Source organism: Treponema bryantii NK4A124, assembly GCF_000421345.1.
Classification (GTDB): domain Bacteria; phylum Spirochaetota; class Spirochaetia; order Treponematales; family Treponemataceae; genus Treponema_D; species Treponema_D bryantii_B.
The window spans coordinates 133,015-149,911 of record NZ_ATWV01000002.1 but is presented as its reverse complement, the minus strand read 5'-3'; the positions used below and the strand labels follow the sequence as shown (position 1 = coordinate 149,911).

The window sequence follows — 16,897 nt, the reverse complement described above, 5'->3', positions numbered from 1 at the left end:
TAGTTCATTGTACTACCAGACAAACATCAGTTTCTCTAAACGATAAACTGTTCAACATGGTTGTGAATCTTTTCTACCGACTCTACGTTGCCGGCTGCAGATGAATCAACCTTTTCAACAGTCATTTTCATATTAGCCGTAGCTTCCATACTTTCCTGAACCGCAGCTACAGTAGACTTAGAAGCCGCAACTACCGCATCCATAGACTCGCGCAGCTTACCCGCCTCTTCTGTTTCCTCTTCCGCCAGATCACGAATAGCATGAATGGCTTCTACAAGGTCATCGGCAGCCTGCTTAGTATCGGCTGCGCCCTGATTCTGCTCAATCATAGCATCATAAATATTCTTTACGAGAGCCGCATTTTCAATTACATTATCACGGATTCCCTGGAAGGCTGTACCGGCAGAAGTAATAGCCTCTACACCGGCCGTAGTCTTTTCCATCATCTCTTTAATCTTAACCTGAATATTGCGGGCACTTGAAGATGAAGAAGAAGCCAGAGAACGAACCTCGTCTGCAACAACCGCAAAGCCCGCACCAAATTCACCTGCATGTGCCGCCTCAATTGCAGCGTTCATAGAAAGGAGATTTGTCTGAGCCGCAATACCCTGAATAACCTTCAAAAGCTTTCTAACTTCTTCTGATACAGTCTGAATCTCTTTCATTGTACTTACAGCATGTTCAACAGCAGTGTTACCAATATCAGAACGTTCAGAAAGCCCCTGAGAAACCTCCTGGGCCTGCTTAGCAGTATTAGCAACGCTGGAAATACTGTCGGTCATCTTAGAAATAGCAGTAGAAATACTCTGAACTGCTTCTGTCTGCTGAGTAACGTGTAGTTTTACAGTATCAATAGAATCTGCAAGCATTACAAGATTTTCACCGGTAACAGAAACAAGCTCATCCTGCTTTTTAGAGTTTTCATCAATATGTTGAAGTGAATGATTCATAACGCCGATAGCACCGGTAGCATAACGTGCAGATTTTGAAATAATTCCGGCCGACTCAGTTACGGCATTTGTCTCTGCCTTAAAGTCCTTAATCATAGAAGAAAGCTTTTCAATCAAAGTATTTACAGAAGAAATAAGAACACCAAAGTCATCAATCATATTGATATTGATTCGGCAGGTAAGGTCACCGTTGTTTGCAATATCATCAAGAAGTCTTGATGTAAGTTTGATTCGCTGTGAAAGGCCGTGAAGAACGGTAAGAAATGGAACTGCACCAATAACAGTAGAAAGAATGATACAGAGTGCACCCTTCTTAAAAAAGGCTATCAGCAGATCCCCCTGGAAAGTTCCATTGTGTGATTCCAGAAGAATTCCATAAGGAACAGTAAGCATGTTGATACCCAGGAAGTATAGCGAAAGGAAGAAAACCAGACCAATTGAAATAGAGATTTTTGAAGAGCGGCTTCTGAATTCGACAATAGACCCCATCTCCAGCATCTCACGCTTTTTGATAAGAAGATAATCTACAATCTTAATTGCTGTAATTGCAGAAATACCTCCAAAGCCCATAGCCTGTGCTACAACCAGGAAAACGCGCGAAAAATAATACACGTTTGATCCGTTTGCAATTCCGATATACACAATGATAATCTGACCGATAAAAAATCCGATTACGTTTGCAGCAATAATAAGAAGAATGATTCCCCTGTAGCTTTTAAGGCAGGCTGCAATTTCATCCTTAGTGGCTTTTCGCCCTTCCGTCTGAATCTTTTTAACTATCTGATCAAAAGGCTTTGATATAAAATACCCTATGGCAACGGCAATAAACAAAAGCAAAGATGCAACCATGATATTAGGAAGAGTACCTCCCCACATGGCGGCAACATCATTGTAAATAAACTCAAGGGCAAACCATCTCAATGTCAGTACACTTGCATAAGTGACTGCAAATAATACTATAACAAAAGTAGCAAATACTGTCATAATTGTATAATTATATTATAGAAAATACATATTGTAAAATAATAAAATATATGTATAATTTGATAATCATTATCAATTTTAATCGTCATGCTGAACTTGATTCAGCATCTATAACTTGAGACCCCGAATCAAGTTCGGGGTGACAGGACTTTTTAATGTCTCAACTAGAATGTAAGAACCTTACCCTGGGGTATGGTACAAAAACAGTAATAGAAAATCTCTCCTTCAGCGTAAACAAGGGCGACTATCTCTGCATAGTGGGCGAAAACGGCTCTGGAAAAACCACGCTGATGAAGACTATTTTGCGGCTTCTAAAACCACTCGCAGGAACTATTGAAACCGGCGATGGTCTTCTCCCCGATGAAATCAGCTACCTGCCTCAGCAGACAGATGTGCAGAGAGACTTCCCGGCCAGTGTCAGAGAAATTGTTCTTTCCGGATGTCAGTCTCGATGCGGCCGCCGCCCCTTTTATATAAAAGAAGAAAAAGAACTTGCCCTGGCCGCAATGGAAAAACTTGGTATTACCCACCTGGCAAAAAAATGCTACCGTGAACTTTCCGGTGGTCAGCAGCAGAGAACCCTGCTTGCCCGTGCCCTCTGCGCCGCCCAGAAAATGCTTTTACTCGACGAACCTGTAACCGGTCTTGACCCTGCAGCCACCCAGGAAATGTACGACCTTATAGAACAGTTAAATAAAGACGGAATCACAATCATAATGATTTCCCACGATACAGATGCCGCGCTAAAATATGCCAGCCATGTGCTTCACATCGGAAGTGGCGGCGCAAGTTTTTTTGGAGACGTAAAAGAATATGATAGACACCTTAGCAACATACTTTAGTTTTGCCTTTGTACGCTACGCCTTCATAGTAGGAGTTTTAATTTCCCTCTGCTCTTCCCTGCTGGGCGTTACCCTGGTACTCAAACGCTTTTCATTTATAGGCGACGGACTTTCTCACGTAGCTTTTGGCGGAATCTGTCTTGCAACTGTTTTAGGCACCTTCATTAAGATTCCTAATGATATGTACATAGTTCTCCCTCTTACAATTTTATGTGCCGTACTATTGCTTCGTACCGGCCGTAACACAAAAATTCAGGGAGACGCCGCAGTTGCCATGATTTCTGTAGCATCCCTTGCAATCGGTTATCTTTTGATGAATATTTTTTCAACTTCATCAAACATCACCGGCGACGTATGCAGCACCCTCTTCGGCTCAACCTCAATCCTAACGCTCACCATTGGTGAAGTATGGCTTTGTACAGGGCTCTCGGTGGCAGTAATAATTGCCTTCATTATCTTCTATAACAAAATCTTCTGCGTAACCTTCGATGAAAATTTTGCAACCGCAGTAGGAACTCATGCTCAGATTTATAATCTTGTAATTGCAATTATTATTGCGGTGATTATTGTGCTTGCAATGAACCTTGTTGGTTCCCTTTTGATTTCTGCACTGGTAATTTTCCCCGCCCTCTCTGCAATGAGAGTTTTCAAAAGCTTCCGTTCTGTAACAGTGTGTTCGGCAGTGGTTTCTGTTGTATGTTCGGTAACAGGTCTTTTGATTTCAGTTCTCGCAGGCACTCCGGTTGGAAGCACAATTGTTGCCGTTGACCTTGCAGCCTTCCTGCTCTTTACAGCTGTGGGAGTTTTTATAAAATGAAAAAGATTCTGATTTTACTGACATGCTTAACTTTGCTCTCATGTAAAGCAAAAGACAAAACCGATAACTCTGGGCTCCAGGCTGCTGCAGCCGCAAAAACTTCGGTGGCTGAGGCTCACGGAACCAGCTCCACCGCCAGCTCCGATCCATCAAAAATCGATCTGGACCTGACAAAAATGTCCGCAACAATGATTTACTCAACAATGTTCGACATGCTGGTAATGCCGGAAGATTATGTCGAAAAAAACATAAAGGTTTCAGGCTGGTTCGAAACTTACACAGATCCACAGACAGGTGAACTCTACTATGCCGTAGTTGTCCCGGATGCTACAGCCTGCTGCCAGCAGGGACTGGAGTTCGTATGGCCTGGAAATCATAAATATCCGGACGATTTTCCAGAACCTGGACAGGACATCACCGTAACCGGCATTTACAAGCTCATTGAAAATGATGGAATTACCTACAATTATCTAGACGCCAGCTCTGTTGAGTTTTAAGTTCTTCACAGACCTCTTAAATTTTACTATAATATTTCAATCATTTTAAATAAATTGTGAGGCGTGTATGAGCAAGTATCCATTTGAATCAATCGAGCCTAAATGGCAGAAGTATTGGGACGAACACAAAACTTTTAAGGTAACAGAGGACGAAAAGTATCCTGCAGACAAACGCATGTATGTCCTTGATATGTTCCCTTATCCAAGTGCAGCCGGACTACATGTAGGTCATCCGGAAGGCTACACTGCAACAGATATTTACTGCCGCTACCTGCGCATGAATGGATATAACGTACTCCATCCTATGGGATACGACGCTTTTGGTCTTCCTGCAGAAAACTATGCAATTAAGACTGGAACTCATCCAAAGACAACAACTAACGCAAATATCGAACACTTTACACAGCAGATTAAGTCGCTCGGCTTCAGCTACGACTGGGACCGCTGTGTATCTACCTGTGAGCCGGACTACTACAAATGGACACAGTGGATTTTCCTCCAGCTCTACAAGAAGGGATTGGCTTACGAAGCACAGACTCCAATCAACTGGTGTCCTTCTTGTATGACTGGTCTTGCAAACGAGGAAGTAAAAGACGGAAAGTGCGACCGCTGTGGTGCAGAAGTAACTCACAAAACAATCCGCCAGTGGATTTTGAAAATTACTGATTATGCAGACCGCCTGGATGCAGACCTTGAAGGCCTTGACTGGCCGGAAAGCGTAAAGGCAATGCAGCACAACTGGATTGGAAAATCAACAGGTGCCGAAGTTACCTTTACTGTAGCAGATAAAGACGGAAAGCCAACTGATAACAAGCTTACAGTTTACACTACCCGCTGCGACACATTGTTCGGAGCTACTTACATGGTAGTTTCACCGGAACACAAAATTATTCCTGAAATCACAACTGCTGAGCAGGCAGACGCTGTTAAGGCTTATCAGGAAGCTGCAGCAAAGAAGTCTGATCTTGAGCGTACAGACCTTGCAAAGGACAAGACCGGTGTATTCTCTGGAAGCTACGCAATCAACCCTGTAAATGGAAAACTCATTCCAATCTGGATTGCAGACTACGTTTTGATTTCTTACGGTACTGGTGCAATTATGGCTGTACCTGCTCACGATGACCGTGACTGGGAATTTGCTAAGAAGTTCAATCTTCCTATCATCGAAGTTCTCAAATCTGAAGTTGATGTACAGCAGCAGGCCTGGACACAGGACGGAATCCACGTAAACTCAGAATTTCTCGACGGCCTCAACAAGGCAGACGCAATTGCAAAGATGCTGGAATTCCTCGAAGAAAAGAAAATCGGCCGCAAGGCTATCAACTATAAACTCCGCGACTGGGTTTACAGCCGCCAGCGCTACTGGGGTGAACCAATTCCTCTGGTACACTGTCCAGACTGTGGAACAGTTCCGGTTCCGGAAGAAGAGCTCCCATTGAAGCTTCCTGAGGTAAAATCATATCAGCCTACAGGAACCGGTGAGTCTCCTCTTGCTGCTATTGATTCATGGGTAAACTGCAAGTGTCCAAAGTGCGGTAAACCTGCTAAGCGAGAAACAAACACAATGCCTCAGTGGGGAGGAAGCTGCTGGTACTACCTGCGCTACCTGGACCCACACAACGACAAGGCTTTCTGTGCTCCAGAAAAAGAAAAGTACTGGATGCCTGTAGACCTCTACATTGGTGGTGCTGAGCACGCCGTTCTTCACCTTCTCTATGCCCGCTTCTGGCACAAGGTACTTTATGATATTGGTGTAGTAAGCACAAAAGAACCTTTCCAGCGCCTTGTAAACCAGGGTATGATTACTTCATTCGCCTTCCAGAGAAAGAACAAGACTCTGGTTCCAGTTGATGAAGTTGAACAGAAGGATGATGGAAAATACTACGAAAAAGCAACCGGCGAAGAACTCGAGCAGATTGTTGCTAAGATGTCTAAATCTTTGAAAAACGTAGTAAATCCTGATGATGAAATTAAAGCTTACGGTGCAGACTCTGTACGTATGTACGAAATGTTCATGGGACCTCTTACAATGTCTAAGCCATGGGCTACTCAGGGTATTGTTGGTATTCACCGCTTCCTTGAAAAGGTTTGGTCAGTTTCTGAAAAACCAATGAGCGACATCGACATCACAGGCAAACTCGAAGACAAAGCTTTGATTTCTGCCCGCAAGACTTTTGCCCAGACAATCAAAAAGGTAACTGATGATACCGCAACCTTGAACTTCAACACAGCAATCAGCCAGATGATGATTTTCATCAACGAGCTCTCAAAGCTTCCTGAAGTTCCAAAGGCAATGTGGAGCGACTTCGTAAAAGTACTTTCACCATATGCACCACACCTCGGCGAAGAACTCTGGGAGAAACTTGGAAACAAGGAAACTATCGCTTACGTGGCTTGGCCAAAGATTAACGAAGACTTTGCAAAGGATGATGTAAAGACAATCGTTGTAATGGTTAATGGTAAGAAACGCGATACATTTGAAGCAGCACCTGGTTCATCTGATGATAGCCTTAAGGAAATTGCATTTGCTCGTGACGGTGTAAAGAAGTTCACTGATGGTCATGAGATAGTAAAATGTATTGTTGTTAAGGACAAACTGGTTAACATCGTAGTTAAGTAGATTGCCACGTCGCTGCGCTCCTCGCAATGACGGCAAGTTAAATAATTATTCCCCGGGCAAGCCGGGGAATTTTTTTATATGAGCCGGTTAATTAACTTCTGTCACCGAGTTTATCAGGTTGAATAAGTATTTAAACCCCGTCGCAGAAATTGCTTTTTCTGCTTCGTTTGACATCGACATAAAATACAATTTATTTCCAACATCTTCGCTGTCGTTGAAGGCTGCCATCAAAAAGCCGATTCCTGCAGGATCAAGTTCTACGAGCTTTGACATATCAAGTACGATGTTGTTCTTGTGAACAGCCTCATACAAAGTGTTCTGAAATTCACCGATTGTATAGGCGTTCAAAGCGCCTTCGAGTTCATATAAGTGATAGTTTGCACCGTCTTTTTCTACAATTGATAACTGTTCCATATTATAAACCAGCCTCCTTCATCATTGCATCAAGATCGCTTAAATCTGGCATTTCAAAGCCTTCCGGCATTGTCATATCATCAACAGGTATTTCCTTTTTTTCTTCTGCAGGAGCTTCAGGTTCTGGCTCTGGAGCAGCAGTTTCTTCTGCAGCTGCTGCTTCCATTTCTGCCTGTGCAGATTCTGGAGTTACAGTTTCATCTGCTACAGCTTCCATCTGAGAATCTACAGGTGCTTCAACCGGAGCCTCTTCAGAAGCAGCCGATTCAGCTTCCGCATTTTCACCTGCTTCTGCTGCAACATTTTCGCCCTCAGCAGGAGCGTCAGCCACTTCTTCCTTCTTCTCTTCCGGCAGACCTTCGTATTTGATTACGAGAATAGAAACGTCGTCTTCCATTTCCTTTGACATGAACTTTAACAGTCCTTCAAAAGTAAACTGGGCCATACGCTGAGCCGGATAAGTAGAGTTATCAAGAACAGCCTGCTGAACGCGTTCCTTACCAAACTGTTCACCACGAAGTGAGTGAGACTGAATCAAACCATCTGTACAAGCCATGATGATATCACCATGGTTAAGCTTTGTAGTTTTTACAGAAACATAAGGTGTAAGGTCTTTTACGAATCCGAGAACATGGCCCGAACCCTGAATCTCGATTACGTTGTTATAAACCTGGGTATACATCATGAGGGCTGGAACACCACAGTTGATGTAGTACATTGTATCAGTTTCAAAATCAATAAGGGCAAAAAGTCCGGCAAAGATTGTTCCCTTTGGCAAAGAATCTCTTACAAAGGTATTAAGCTTTACAACCAGCTGCTTAAAGTCATGAACTTCTGCAAGATAAGAACGAATGATGGACTTTAAGATGACCATGTTCATAGAAGCCGCAATACCCTTTCCTGAAAGGTCGCCTACTACAAAGAGGTGACGATTTTCTGTAAGACGAATCATATCAATAAACTCACCACCAATGTTGTGAGCAGGAACCATCATATAGCCGATATCAACCTTTGGAGACTTAACATGATCAATGTTTTCCTGAATGGAAGTAATGATCTGAGAAGACATCTTAATTTCGCGGTTTACGACACTCAATACATCTTTGTTAGAAATGTTACGCATGTAGTAACCGAATACGAAGAAGTAAGAATAGAGCTTTACAAATACGTTGTAGTCATATTCCTTATAGTGGTCGCCAGAGGCCTTTTTACCAAGAGTGATGATACCAAAGATGTTGTGACCTTCATTTAAGATAAAGAAGGCATCTGATTTTGTCTGTTCAAAGAAAGCTGTAAGTTCCTTCTGAACTGAAGAAATATCATGTTCCTTTTCAATCTGACTCTTAATGACAATACTCTTACCAATATTAAGAAGAGTATCGAACATCGGGTTATTCAAAGGAATCTTATTTTCCATTTTATTTGAAGAATATGCTACATCAAGTTCGTTCTGACCAGTAAGAATGTAAACTGTCATAGAAGAAGATTCTACGTTGCGGCGCATGATTTCAAACATCTTAGCAGTAATCTGGTCCATTTCTGCTTCGCGGTAATCAATACGTGCAAGTTCCTTTTCGAGTGAGGCTTCATAATCTGCAGTATAAAGTTTTGAAGAAGAAGAAAGCACAGAAGAAATCCAGAGAGAGAAGAGAACTGCTACTATTGAATAAATTACAAATTCTGCAATAAAGGTTGATGTATAGGCGCCACCAAGAGGCTGAAGAATCATAGAAAGGAAACCTACTGCGGCAGCCGGCACGATATATGATACTACAGTCTTAAACATAGTAACGAACATAGCCTTGCCGGAAGGAACCGAAATCTTTGTGAGCGCCATAAAGAATACAACGTACATAAAGAGATATGAGAACATAAACAGCAGTGAGAAGGCTGGTGCCGATGCAGAGATATACTTAATTGCAAGATTGATAGCCCACATCAAAAGAACACCTTCTGTCATTACTGAAGTCTGGTATTTTTCAAGCTGGGTTGCATTCTTATCTTCCTGCAAAATAACAAGGAAGAGAAGTCCTGTAACAGGAATTACATAACGGTAAAGATATGTAAAGAGAGCTGTCCAGGTAAGCGGGAAGAATTCACGGGCAGGTGCCGGAATAAGATATTCTGAAGCGATTACGATTCCGTGTTCAAAGGAAACATCAATTGTTGTAAACTTAAAGAATGAAATGAATACTGCAAAGATGATGAGACCATATTTTAAAATCGAAGTAATCAAAAGTTTTTTAGGTCTTCCAATTTCAAAAATACCAAATCCTACAATTACAAAGGAAATTCCATCAAGAGAAAGACAGATTCTCATTACAGGAACTATAAGCGACTCAAAGTTAGTGAAACGCATTATAAGCACAAGTACAAAAAGAATTGACTCGATTGTTGCAACGAGCATCGCTACAGAGAAAGATGAAACTCCCAGGTTATCTGATTTTGCTTTACTATCAATAAGATGAGTAAAGAAGACTATAAACAAAGCACAAACTATATTAAGAATTATATAAATCATATTAGTAACCTACCTTGGCAATCATCATTGTAACGTCATCATGAAGTTTTTTATCACCGTTGTATTTCATAATAAGGTCTACAATATCATCAACCATCTGCTGAGGCTCTTTTGCAGCACCAGCCATAAGTGTCTTCTTATAGATATCAGTATCACCAAGCTCTACTCCACTATCATCCATAACTTCAGATACACCGTCGGTTGCCATCAGAATGGTGTCTCCGCGGAAGAGGCGCTTTTCTGCAACAGTAACATCACCTACATCAAGAATACCGATAAGAGAAGCATTTGATGTAAGAGGCTTGATTCGGTAACCGTCTGGAGAAGGTGAAAGAATGATAGGGTCTGACATGGAAGCATTGATATAACGGATACGCATTTTTTCTGTATCAACAATACTCAGGAACAATACGGTATATTTATCCTGAAGGTGCATTCCCTTAATAGCCTTATCAATAGCATGAAGTACACCAACAAGATCTTCCTTGTCTTCGATAATCTTTACAGTGTTCATTACCAGACCCATGATAAGTGCGGCAGGAAGTCCCTTACCTGATACGTCTCCAAGCATGAGCAGTGTCTTTGAAGAATCAATAGGAAGAATTGAGAAGTAGTCTCCCGATACGTTTACGAGAGGTCGGTAATAAGTTGCGATCTTAAGCTTTGGAATATTAGGAATCTTCTGAGGAAGGAAGGACTGCTGGGTTTCGGCAAGCTGTTCCCATTCCTTTGTTGTAGCAGAAATTTCAGAAAGAGTTGTAATAGTTCTTGAACGGCTTACAAAACGCTTATACTCTTCGTAAAGTCTCTTATATACATCCAGGTCGAAAAGTCTTGTATAGCGGCAGAATACATAAAGATGATAGCCGTCGCAGCACATAAAGAAACCGCGGGCTTTGCGATAGTTTGTTGTTACACCAATATGGCGGTCAAAGAAATAAAAACCTTCAGGCCAGCTTTCTGTAAAGTGCTGGTCCAGTTTATTTCTTACAGTTTCAGAGGTTGAAGTACGGTTAGGACTGTTATAAAGGATGTAATTTTTAGTACGGTCAATAAGCAGAACAGAACAGTCACCCTGCTTTTCAAGAACATCTCCAATTACAACATAAAAATCATCAAGGGAATAACAGAAACGAAGTCTGTCAATAAAGTCGTTGAGAATAACTGTTTCACCGGTTTCGAGAGTGTCTTTGCGAACCTTGGCCATGAGGAAGGAACGGAATCTGTTTCCCCAGAAAACGGTAGCAAAAAAGACTATAAACGCAACAAGCAGCGTTATCCATGAAAAACCTTCTGAGGTTTTCTGCGGTAAAAGCAGAAGGCAAGCCCCGATAAAGCATATGATTGTCAAAACATTTATAGAGATTAAGACGGCTCTTTTCCTTGTTTTGTACATGATTACCCCTGATTCCTAAACAAATATTTTAAATAGAATAATACTATTCTATCATATTATCGGAAAAATTGGGAAAAAAGTTCAATAAATAAGGAAAAGTGCGTATTAATCGCCGAGCTTAGACAGATTCAGCAAGTTTGGTTCCTTAGGAGGATTTTCCAGGTCCATATAGGCCTTAAGCAGCTCTTTCTGTTTGCTTGAAAGGCGTGTTGGTACCTGAACCATAATCTTTACGTACAAATCACCCTTGCGTGAAGAACCAGAAAGCGGTACACCCTCGCCTTTTATGCGCAAAAGTTTTCCGTTTGCAGTTCCATCAGGGATTTTGATGGCAAGTTTCTTACCATCAAGGGCTGTAATTGTGATTTCACAGCCAAGAGCAGCCTGAGCAATAGAGATTGGAACAGCGCAGTAAAGATCTGCACCATCGCGCTCAAAGAATGGATGCTGTTCTACGTGTAATACAACAACAAGGTCTCCTGCAGGTCCACCGTTTTCACCGGCATCTCCCATTCCGCGGATTACGATACGTTTTCCGTTATCAACTCCAGCTGGAATCTTAAGAGACATCTGCTTAGATTTTTCCTGAATACCAGTTCCACGGCAACTTGGACAAGGCTTATCAATTGTTGTACCGCGGCCACCGCACTTAGGACAAGTCTGCTGAATTGTAAAGAAGCCGTTACCCTGGCGAACCTGACCCATACCATTACAGGTAGGACAAGTCTTTTTAGAAGCGCCGGCAGCAGCACCGCTACCCTTACAAGCTTCGCAGGCTTCGTTGTGCTTAAAATGAATGTCTGCAGTTGTTCCGTAAACTGCATCCTTAAACTGAATATGAAGGTCATAGCGGAGACTTGCACCGGCTGCAGGTCCAGAACTGCGAGAGCTTCTTGAACCGCCGCCAAAGCCGCCGCCAAAAATAGAGTCAAAAATATCGGAGAAGCCGCCGCCGGCTCCTCCAAAGAGGTCTGAGAAGTCGTGGAAGGCGTGTGAATACTGTGCTCCACCACCGCCTCCGGCTCCCATACCGTCAAGACCGGCAAAACCGTACTGGTCGTAAATAGGTCGCTTTTCTGCATCAGAAAGAACTTCGTATGCTTCTGTTGCCTCACGGAATTTTTCCTCGGCAGTTTTATCGCCCGGGTTTCTGTCCGGGTGATATTTTACAGCAAGCTTACGGTAAGCTTTTTTGATAGCTTCCTGATCAGCAGATTTGTCTACACCTAATACTTCGTAATAATCGCGTTTTGCCATTTTGATTTATCCTGATACATGGATTGCTTCGCTACGCTCGCAATGACGTCATTGCGAGGAGCGCAGCGACGTGGCAATCCATTTTTTTATTTGTCTTCGTCTTTAACTTCGTATTCAACGTCGTCGGCTGAGCCTTTGTCAAAGCCGCTCTTGTTTTCAGCACCTGCAGCACCTGCATCAGCTCCGGCATCGGCACCTGCGGCACCTTCAGCGCCCTGAGCACCTGCTCCTGCCTGTCCGGCTGCGGCCTGCTGCTTATAGAGTTCTTCAGCAATCTTGTATGAAGCCTGTTTGAGGGCTTCTGTCTTAGCCTTGATATCTTCTACATTGTCGCCCTGCATAGCCTGCTTAAGGGCTGCCATTGCATCTTCAATCTTCTGCTTTTCGCCACCGTCAACCTTGTCTCCAAGATCCTTAAGTGTCTTTTCTGTAGCATAAATCAGGCTGTCTGCTTCGTTGCGGGCATCAACACCTTCACGCTTTGCCTTATCTGCAGCTGCATTTGCTTCTGCATCTTTAACCATCTTTTCGATTTCTTCGTCGCTCAAACCTGAAGAAGAAGTAATCTGAATGTGCTGTTCCTTACCGGTTCCAAGATCCTTAGCAGATACGTGAACAATACCGTTAGCATCGATATCGAAGGTAACTTCAATCTGTGGAACACCACGAGGAGCGGCTGGAATACCAACGAGGTCGAAGCGGCCAAGTGTACGGTTCTGATCAGCCATTTCACGCTCACCCTGAAGTACGTGAATTGATACTGCAGTCTGTCCATCAGCTGCTGTAGAGAAGATCTGGCTCTTCTTTGTAGGAATTGTTGTATTTCTTGGGATAAGCTTTGTGAATACGCCACCCATTGTTTCAATACCAAGTGAAAGAGGAGTTACATCAAGAAGAAGAACATCCTTTACATCACCCTGGAGTACACCACCCTGAATTGCAGCACCAACAGCAACTGCTTCATCTGGGTTTACAGCACGGCTTCCTTCCTTTCCGAAGATTGCCTTAACAACTTCCTGTACCTTTGGCATACGAGATGAACCACCAACAAGGAGAACCTCGTCAATCTTGTCTGCTGTGATGCCGGCATCCTGGAGAGCCTTGCGGCAAGGTTCCTTTGTGCGTTCGTAAAGGTCATCTGTCATCTGTTCAAACTGAGCACGTGTCAAAGACTTCTGCAAGTGCTTTGGACCTGTTGCATCAGCAGTAATAAATGGAAGGTTGATATCAGTTGAAGTCTGAGAAGAAAGCTGAATCTTTGCATTTTCAGCTGCTTCACGAAGACGCTGCATAGCCATTGGATCTTTAGAAAGGTCAATGCCAGTGTCAGCCTTAAAGCCGTCGATCAGCCAGTTTACAATAACACGGTCCCAGTCATCACCACCAAGGTGTGTATCACCGTTTGTAGATTTTACTTCGAATACGCCGTCTGCAAGTTCGAGAATAGAAATATCGAATGTACCACCACCAAGGTCGTATACAGCGATTGTCTTTTCCTTGTCCTGATCCTGTTTGAAACCGAAAGCAAGAGAAGCGGCTGTAGGCTCGTTGATAATACGCTGAACGTTCAAACCTGCAATCTTACCGGCATCCTTTGTAGCCTGGCGCTGAGAGTCGTTGAAGTAAGCAGGTACTGTAATTACAGCGTCTGTAACTTCTGTTCCAAGGTAATCCTCAGCAGTTTTCTTCATTTTCTGAAGAATGAAAGCAGAAATTTCCTGAGGTGAGTAGCGCTTTTTAGCTCCACCCTCTTCTACTTCTACACGGCAGTCTGAACCGTTATCGATGATTGTATATGGAAGCTTTGTTGCTTCGCCCTGAAGTTCACTGTAGCGGTGTCCGATAAGACGCTTTACAGAGTAAACTGTGTTCTTTGGATTTGTTACCATCTGGTTTTTAGCAGGTGCACCAACAATGCGGTCTCCCTTAGCTGTAAAACCAACGATAGATGGAGTTGTACGTCCACCTTCTGAGTTCTGAATTACTACTGGTTCACCGTTTTCCATTACGGCAACACAAGAGTTTGTTGTTCCTAAGTCAATACCAATAATTTTTCCCATTTTATATACCTCGCTATATTATTTACGTGATTACTGCTTCGGTACCTTCACCATAACTTTCGCATGGCGAATTACCTTATCTTTAAGTTTATATCCCTTAAGATAAACCTGAGCCAGAGTTTCTTTCTTGGCTTTTTCATCTTCCATACGGCCGATTGCTTCGTGCTCGTCAGGATTAAATTCATCTCCTTCCTTGCCGTAGCCTGTAAGACCGTATTTATCTTCGAGCATCTTTACAAGATTCTTGTTAATCATCTTGATACCGTCGGCAATTGCTTTTGCATCCTTTGCGTCCTTTGCAGCATCAATTGTACGGTCAAAATTATCCAAACTATCAAGCAGGTCGCCCAAAAGTCCTGCGTTAGCATAATCGTAAGTGTCCTGCTTTTCTTTCATCATGCGCTTGCGGTAGTTGTCAAAGTCCGCTGCACGGCGCAAGAGCTGATCTTTAAGGTCAGCATTCTCTTTTTCAAGAGCAGCAATCTTCTCTTCCGGAGTAAGTTCCTTTTTTTCACCTTCTGCAGCAGTCTCGGCAGCCTTTTCAGCTCCGTCTGCAGCCTGTGAATCAGCAGTTTTCTGTGAAGTTGCCTTTTCTTCTGTCTGGTCAGTCTGTTCTGTTTTTTCTTCAGCCATTCTTTTCCACCATGAAAATTATATTCTATAGTTAAAATTACTAATTTTGAGGGTTAATCGTCAATATTTTTTTGATTTTTTTTTGAATTTTATAGATTGCTTCGTCGCTGCGCTCCTCGCAATGACGTTCTCTATAAACTACTGAATCAGCTTGGTAAGGGCTTCGTTGAGTTTTTTGAAGGAAGAATCGTTAGGATTTATGGCAACTACCTGGCGCAGGTAATACTGAGCCTTGCGGTAGTCCTGTTTTGCATAATAAAGCTCGTAAAGACGGAAAAGTGCATCACTGTTACGAGGATTTGAGATAAGGCTTGAACGCAGGTCTGCCAGAGCCTTTTCTTCGGTCAACTGAAGATAACTTCTTCTATAATAAAGATTACTTTTTACCTTTGGAGATGCTGTCCCCATAAGAGAATCAATATACTTTAAAACTGCATCCCTGTTACCTACCCTGCTATAGGCAAGAATATAGGATTCCAGAAGAAGTTCATCTGAAGTATTTGCTTCGTATCTTGTTTTTGCATATTCATAGGCTTCGTTGTTTTTACCAAGTTTAAGACAAACCTTTACATACTTTTCTACAACAGCAGGACTGACATTACCGTAAGTAATAAGATTACGGCTTGCAGTATAAGCTTCCTGCCAGTTTTCCCTCTGAATAAGTCCGTCTAAGGCATATGTCATTGCTTCCTGATTACCCGGTCTTCTTTCCAGAACCCTTGCTGCAAGTTCATCTGCATATTTTCCTGCCACAGGTGAATCAGTTTCAGAAGAAATGCGGGCTGCAAACATAAGGGCATCCACATTATCCGGGTACATCTGCAGGGCCTTTTCTACAGTTTCAGAGGCAGCAGCAGTATTTTTACTCCAGTCCAGCTGAACCTTTGCACGTAAAACAAGATAATCAATAGAAGAAGAATCCTGTCGGGCATAAACATCAAGCAAAGAAACTGCATGTATGTAATCTTTCTTTTCTACAAGAATTTTTGCACGGAAAAGGAGGAACTCCAGATCATTTGGAGTCTGCTGCAAAACTCTTGCAACATACATTTCTGCAGAATCATAGTCTCCTGCATCAAAAGAAATATAGGCATTCTGTTTAAGAACTGCTATATCATTTACAGTATTATCAATTGAATTAAGAACCTGAGATGCCTCTGCAAGTTTACCGTTTGCCCTCAAGATTCTTGAGTAGGCAAGATTAATTTCGCTTGTTTTTGGCGATGCCGCATAAGCCTGTGAAATATATTTTTCTGCATTTTCAAAACCTCGTTTCTTCTCATATACCTTTGATAAAAGATAATTTGCAAGAACCGAATCACCCTGAATCTGCAGGGCTGCCATAAGAGCATTTTCACAAGGCTCATAAATTGAAATATCAGAATTATTATTCATTATTACCAGGGCAGGTAATATTGTTGTAAGAAAGTCTACATTACCGGTACTGGAATCAAATACACCCTGTTTTACAGAAGAGATTGCTCCGGTATATGGATTGTCTTCTGTTACTACAGGAATATCCCAGGTAATTTTTTCCGAAGGCCAGACAAGCTTCATTATTTCTGCAGAAACAACTGCAAGAACCTTTTCACTTTCATCAAATTCTGTAGTCTTCTTACGCATAAGGGCCATTCCTTCGCGCAATGAATCCGGACTGCCGTTATAAACATTTGTTAAAACTGCAGGATCAACTTTAGAAAAATATTCCCTCTTATTTTTTTCTACAGGAAGTTTAATTGAATAAGAAGTATCGTCTACATTTTCTGTTGTTTCTGTTTTTACAAGTTCAGTATCTTTTTCTTTTGATTTCTTTTTCTTTTTTGAAGCAGAAAAAGCCGGACTGCTTAAAACAAAAGCAGCCAGCGCAATGAGAATTATAGATTTTTCCCAAAAAGTTTTTTCCAAC

At 42.3% G+C, this 16,897-nt stretch carries 12 protein-coding genes; 4 read left to right on the top strand and 8 right to left on the bottom strand.

What is annotated here, in order from left to right; all coding sequences use genetic code 11:
* Window positions 1–35: 35 nt before the first annotated feature.
* On the bottom strand, window positions 36–1,934 hold the full coding sequence (locus tag G626_RS0102265; RefSeq protein WP_022931173.1) for a methyl-accepting chemotaxis protein: 1,899 nt from the start codon (window positions 1,932–1,934) through the stop codon (window positions 36–38).
* A 155-nt stretch (window positions 1,935–2,089) separates the two neighbouring features.
* On the opposite strand from G626_RS0102265, the gene G626_RS0102260 reads away from it, so the two are divergent.
* The 4 genes from G626_RS0102260 (at window position 2,090) to leuS (ending at window position 6,710) form a co-directional block, all read left to right on the top strand.
* A complete protein-coding gene (locus G626_RS0102260) occupies window positions 2,090–2,776 on the top strand; it encodes a metal ABC transporter ATP-binding protein (RefSeq protein ID WP_022931172.1) in 687 nt (228 codons plus the stop codon).
* Window positions 2,748–3,593 (top strand): metal ABC transporter permease, encoded by an 846-nt coding sequence (locus G626_RS0102255; protein ID WP_022931171.1) that lies wholly within the window; start codon window positions 2,748–2,750, stop codon window positions 3,591–3,593. Before G626_RS0102260 ends, G626_RS0102255 begins: the two co-directional genes overlap by 29 nt.
* On the top strand, window positions 3,590–4,090 hold the full coding sequence (locus G626_RS15080; protein ID WP_022931170.1) for a hypothetical protein: 501 nt from the start codon (window positions 3,590–3,592) through the stop codon (window positions 4,088–4,090). The genes G626_RS0102255 and G626_RS15080 overlap by 4 nt, the downstream gene beginning before the upstream one ends.
* A 67-nt stretch (window positions 4,091–4,157) precedes the next feature.
* Entirely contained in the window at window positions 4,158–6,710 is a 2,553-nt protein-coding gene (gene leuS / locus G626_RS0102245; protein WP_022931169.1) for a leucine--tRNA ligase, read from the top strand.
* Window positions 6,711–6,797: 87 nt separating this feature from the next.
* On the opposite strand, the gene G626_RS0102240 is transcribed toward leuS, so the two are convergent.
* From G626_RS0102240 to G626_RS0102210, 7 genes are all read right to left on the bottom strand, one after another.
* Entirely contained in the window at window positions 6,798–7,124 is a 327-nt protein-coding gene (locus tag G626_RS0102240; RefSeq protein ID WP_022931168.1) for an STAS domain-containing protein, read from the bottom strand.
* Window position 7,125: 1 nt separating this feature from the next.
* The gene (locus G626_RS0102235; protein ID WP_022931167.1) at window positions 7,126–9,645 is read right to left on the bottom strand and encodes a PP2C family protein-serine/threonine phosphatase; all 2,520 of its coding nucleotides are present in this window, start codon (window positions 9,643–9,645) and stop codon (window positions 7,126–7,128) included.
* Between the two features lies 1 nt (window position 9,646).
* A complete protein-coding gene (locus tag G626_RS0102230) occupies window positions 9,647–11,041 on the bottom strand; it encodes a PP2C family protein-serine/threonine phosphatase (protein ID WP_022931166.1) in 1,395 nt (464 codons plus the stop codon).
* Between the two features lie 105 nt (window positions 11,042–11,146).
* Window positions 11,147–12,298, bottom strand: coding sequence for a molecular chaperone DnaJ (dnaJ, locus tag G626_RS0102225; protein ID WP_022931165.1), 1,152 nt, complete (start codon window positions 12,296–12,298; stop codon window positions 11,147–11,149).
* A gap of 86 nt (window positions 12,299–12,384) precedes the next feature.
* Window positions 12,385–14,358, bottom strand: coding sequence for a molecular chaperone DnaK (gene dnaK / locus G626_RS0102220; protein WP_022931164.1), 1,974 nt, complete (start codon window positions 14,356–14,358; stop codon window positions 12,385–12,387).
* A gap of 30 nt (window positions 14,359–14,388) precedes the next feature.
* Window positions 14,389–14,991, bottom strand: coding sequence for a nucleotide exchange factor GrpE (locus tag G626_RS0102215; RefSeq protein ID WP_022931163.1), 603 nt, complete (start codon window positions 14,989–14,991; stop codon window positions 14,389–14,391).
* Window positions 14,992–15,129: 138 nt separating this feature from the next.
* Window positions 15,130–16,896: a tetratricopeptide repeat protein gene (locus G626_RS0102210; protein ID WP_022931162.1), complete on the bottom strand. Its 1,767-nt coding sequence runs from the start codon at window positions 16,894–16,896 to the stop codon at window positions 15,130–15,132.
* Window position 16,897 lies beyond the last annotated feature (1 nt).

Excerpts from the sequence above, each read along its gene's own strand:
- G626_RS0102265 (WP_022931173.1), bottom strand. The coding sequence starts at position 1,934 with ATGACAGTATTTGCTACTTTTGTTATAGTATTATTTGCAGTCACTTAT.
- G626_RS0102260 (WP_022931172.1), top strand. The coding sequence starts at position 2,090 with ATGTCTCAACTAGAATGTAAGAACCTTACCCTGGGGTATGGTACAAAA.
- G626_RS0102255 (WP_022931171.1), top strand. The coding sequence starts at position 2,748 with ATGATAGACACCTTAGCAACATACTTTAGTTTTGCCTTTGTACGCTAC.
- G626_RS15080 (WP_022931170.1), top strand. The coding sequence starts at position 3,590 with ATGAAAAAGATTCTGATTTTACTGACATGCTTAACTTTGCTCTCATGT.
- leuS (WP_022931169.1), top strand. The coding sequence starts at position 4,158 with ATGAGCAAGTATCCATTTGAATCAATCGAGCCTAAATGGCAGAAGTAT.
- G626_RS0102240 (WP_022931168.1), bottom strand. The coding sequence starts at position 7,124 with ATGGAACAGTTATCAATTGTAGAAAAAGACGGTGCAAACTATCACTTA.
- G626_RS0102235 (WP_022931167.1), bottom strand. The coding sequence starts at position 9,645 with ATGATTTATATAATTCTTAATATAGTTTGTGCTTTGTTTATAGTCTTC.
- G626_RS0102230 (WP_022931166.1), bottom strand. The coding sequence starts at position 11,041 with ATGTACAAAACAAGGAAAAGAGCCGTCTTAATCTCTATAAATGTTTTG.
- dnaJ (WP_022931165.1), bottom strand. The coding sequence starts at position 12,298 with ATGGCAAAACGCGATTATTACGAAGTATTAGGTGTAGACAAATCTGCT.
- dnaK (WP_022931164.1), bottom strand. The coding sequence starts at position 14,358 with ATGGGAAAAATTATTGGTATTGACTTAGGAACAACAAACTCTTGTGTT.
- G626_RS0102215 (WP_022931163.1), bottom strand. The coding sequence starts at position 14,991 with ATGGCTGAAGAAAAAACAGAACAGACTGACCAGACAGAAGAAAAGGCA.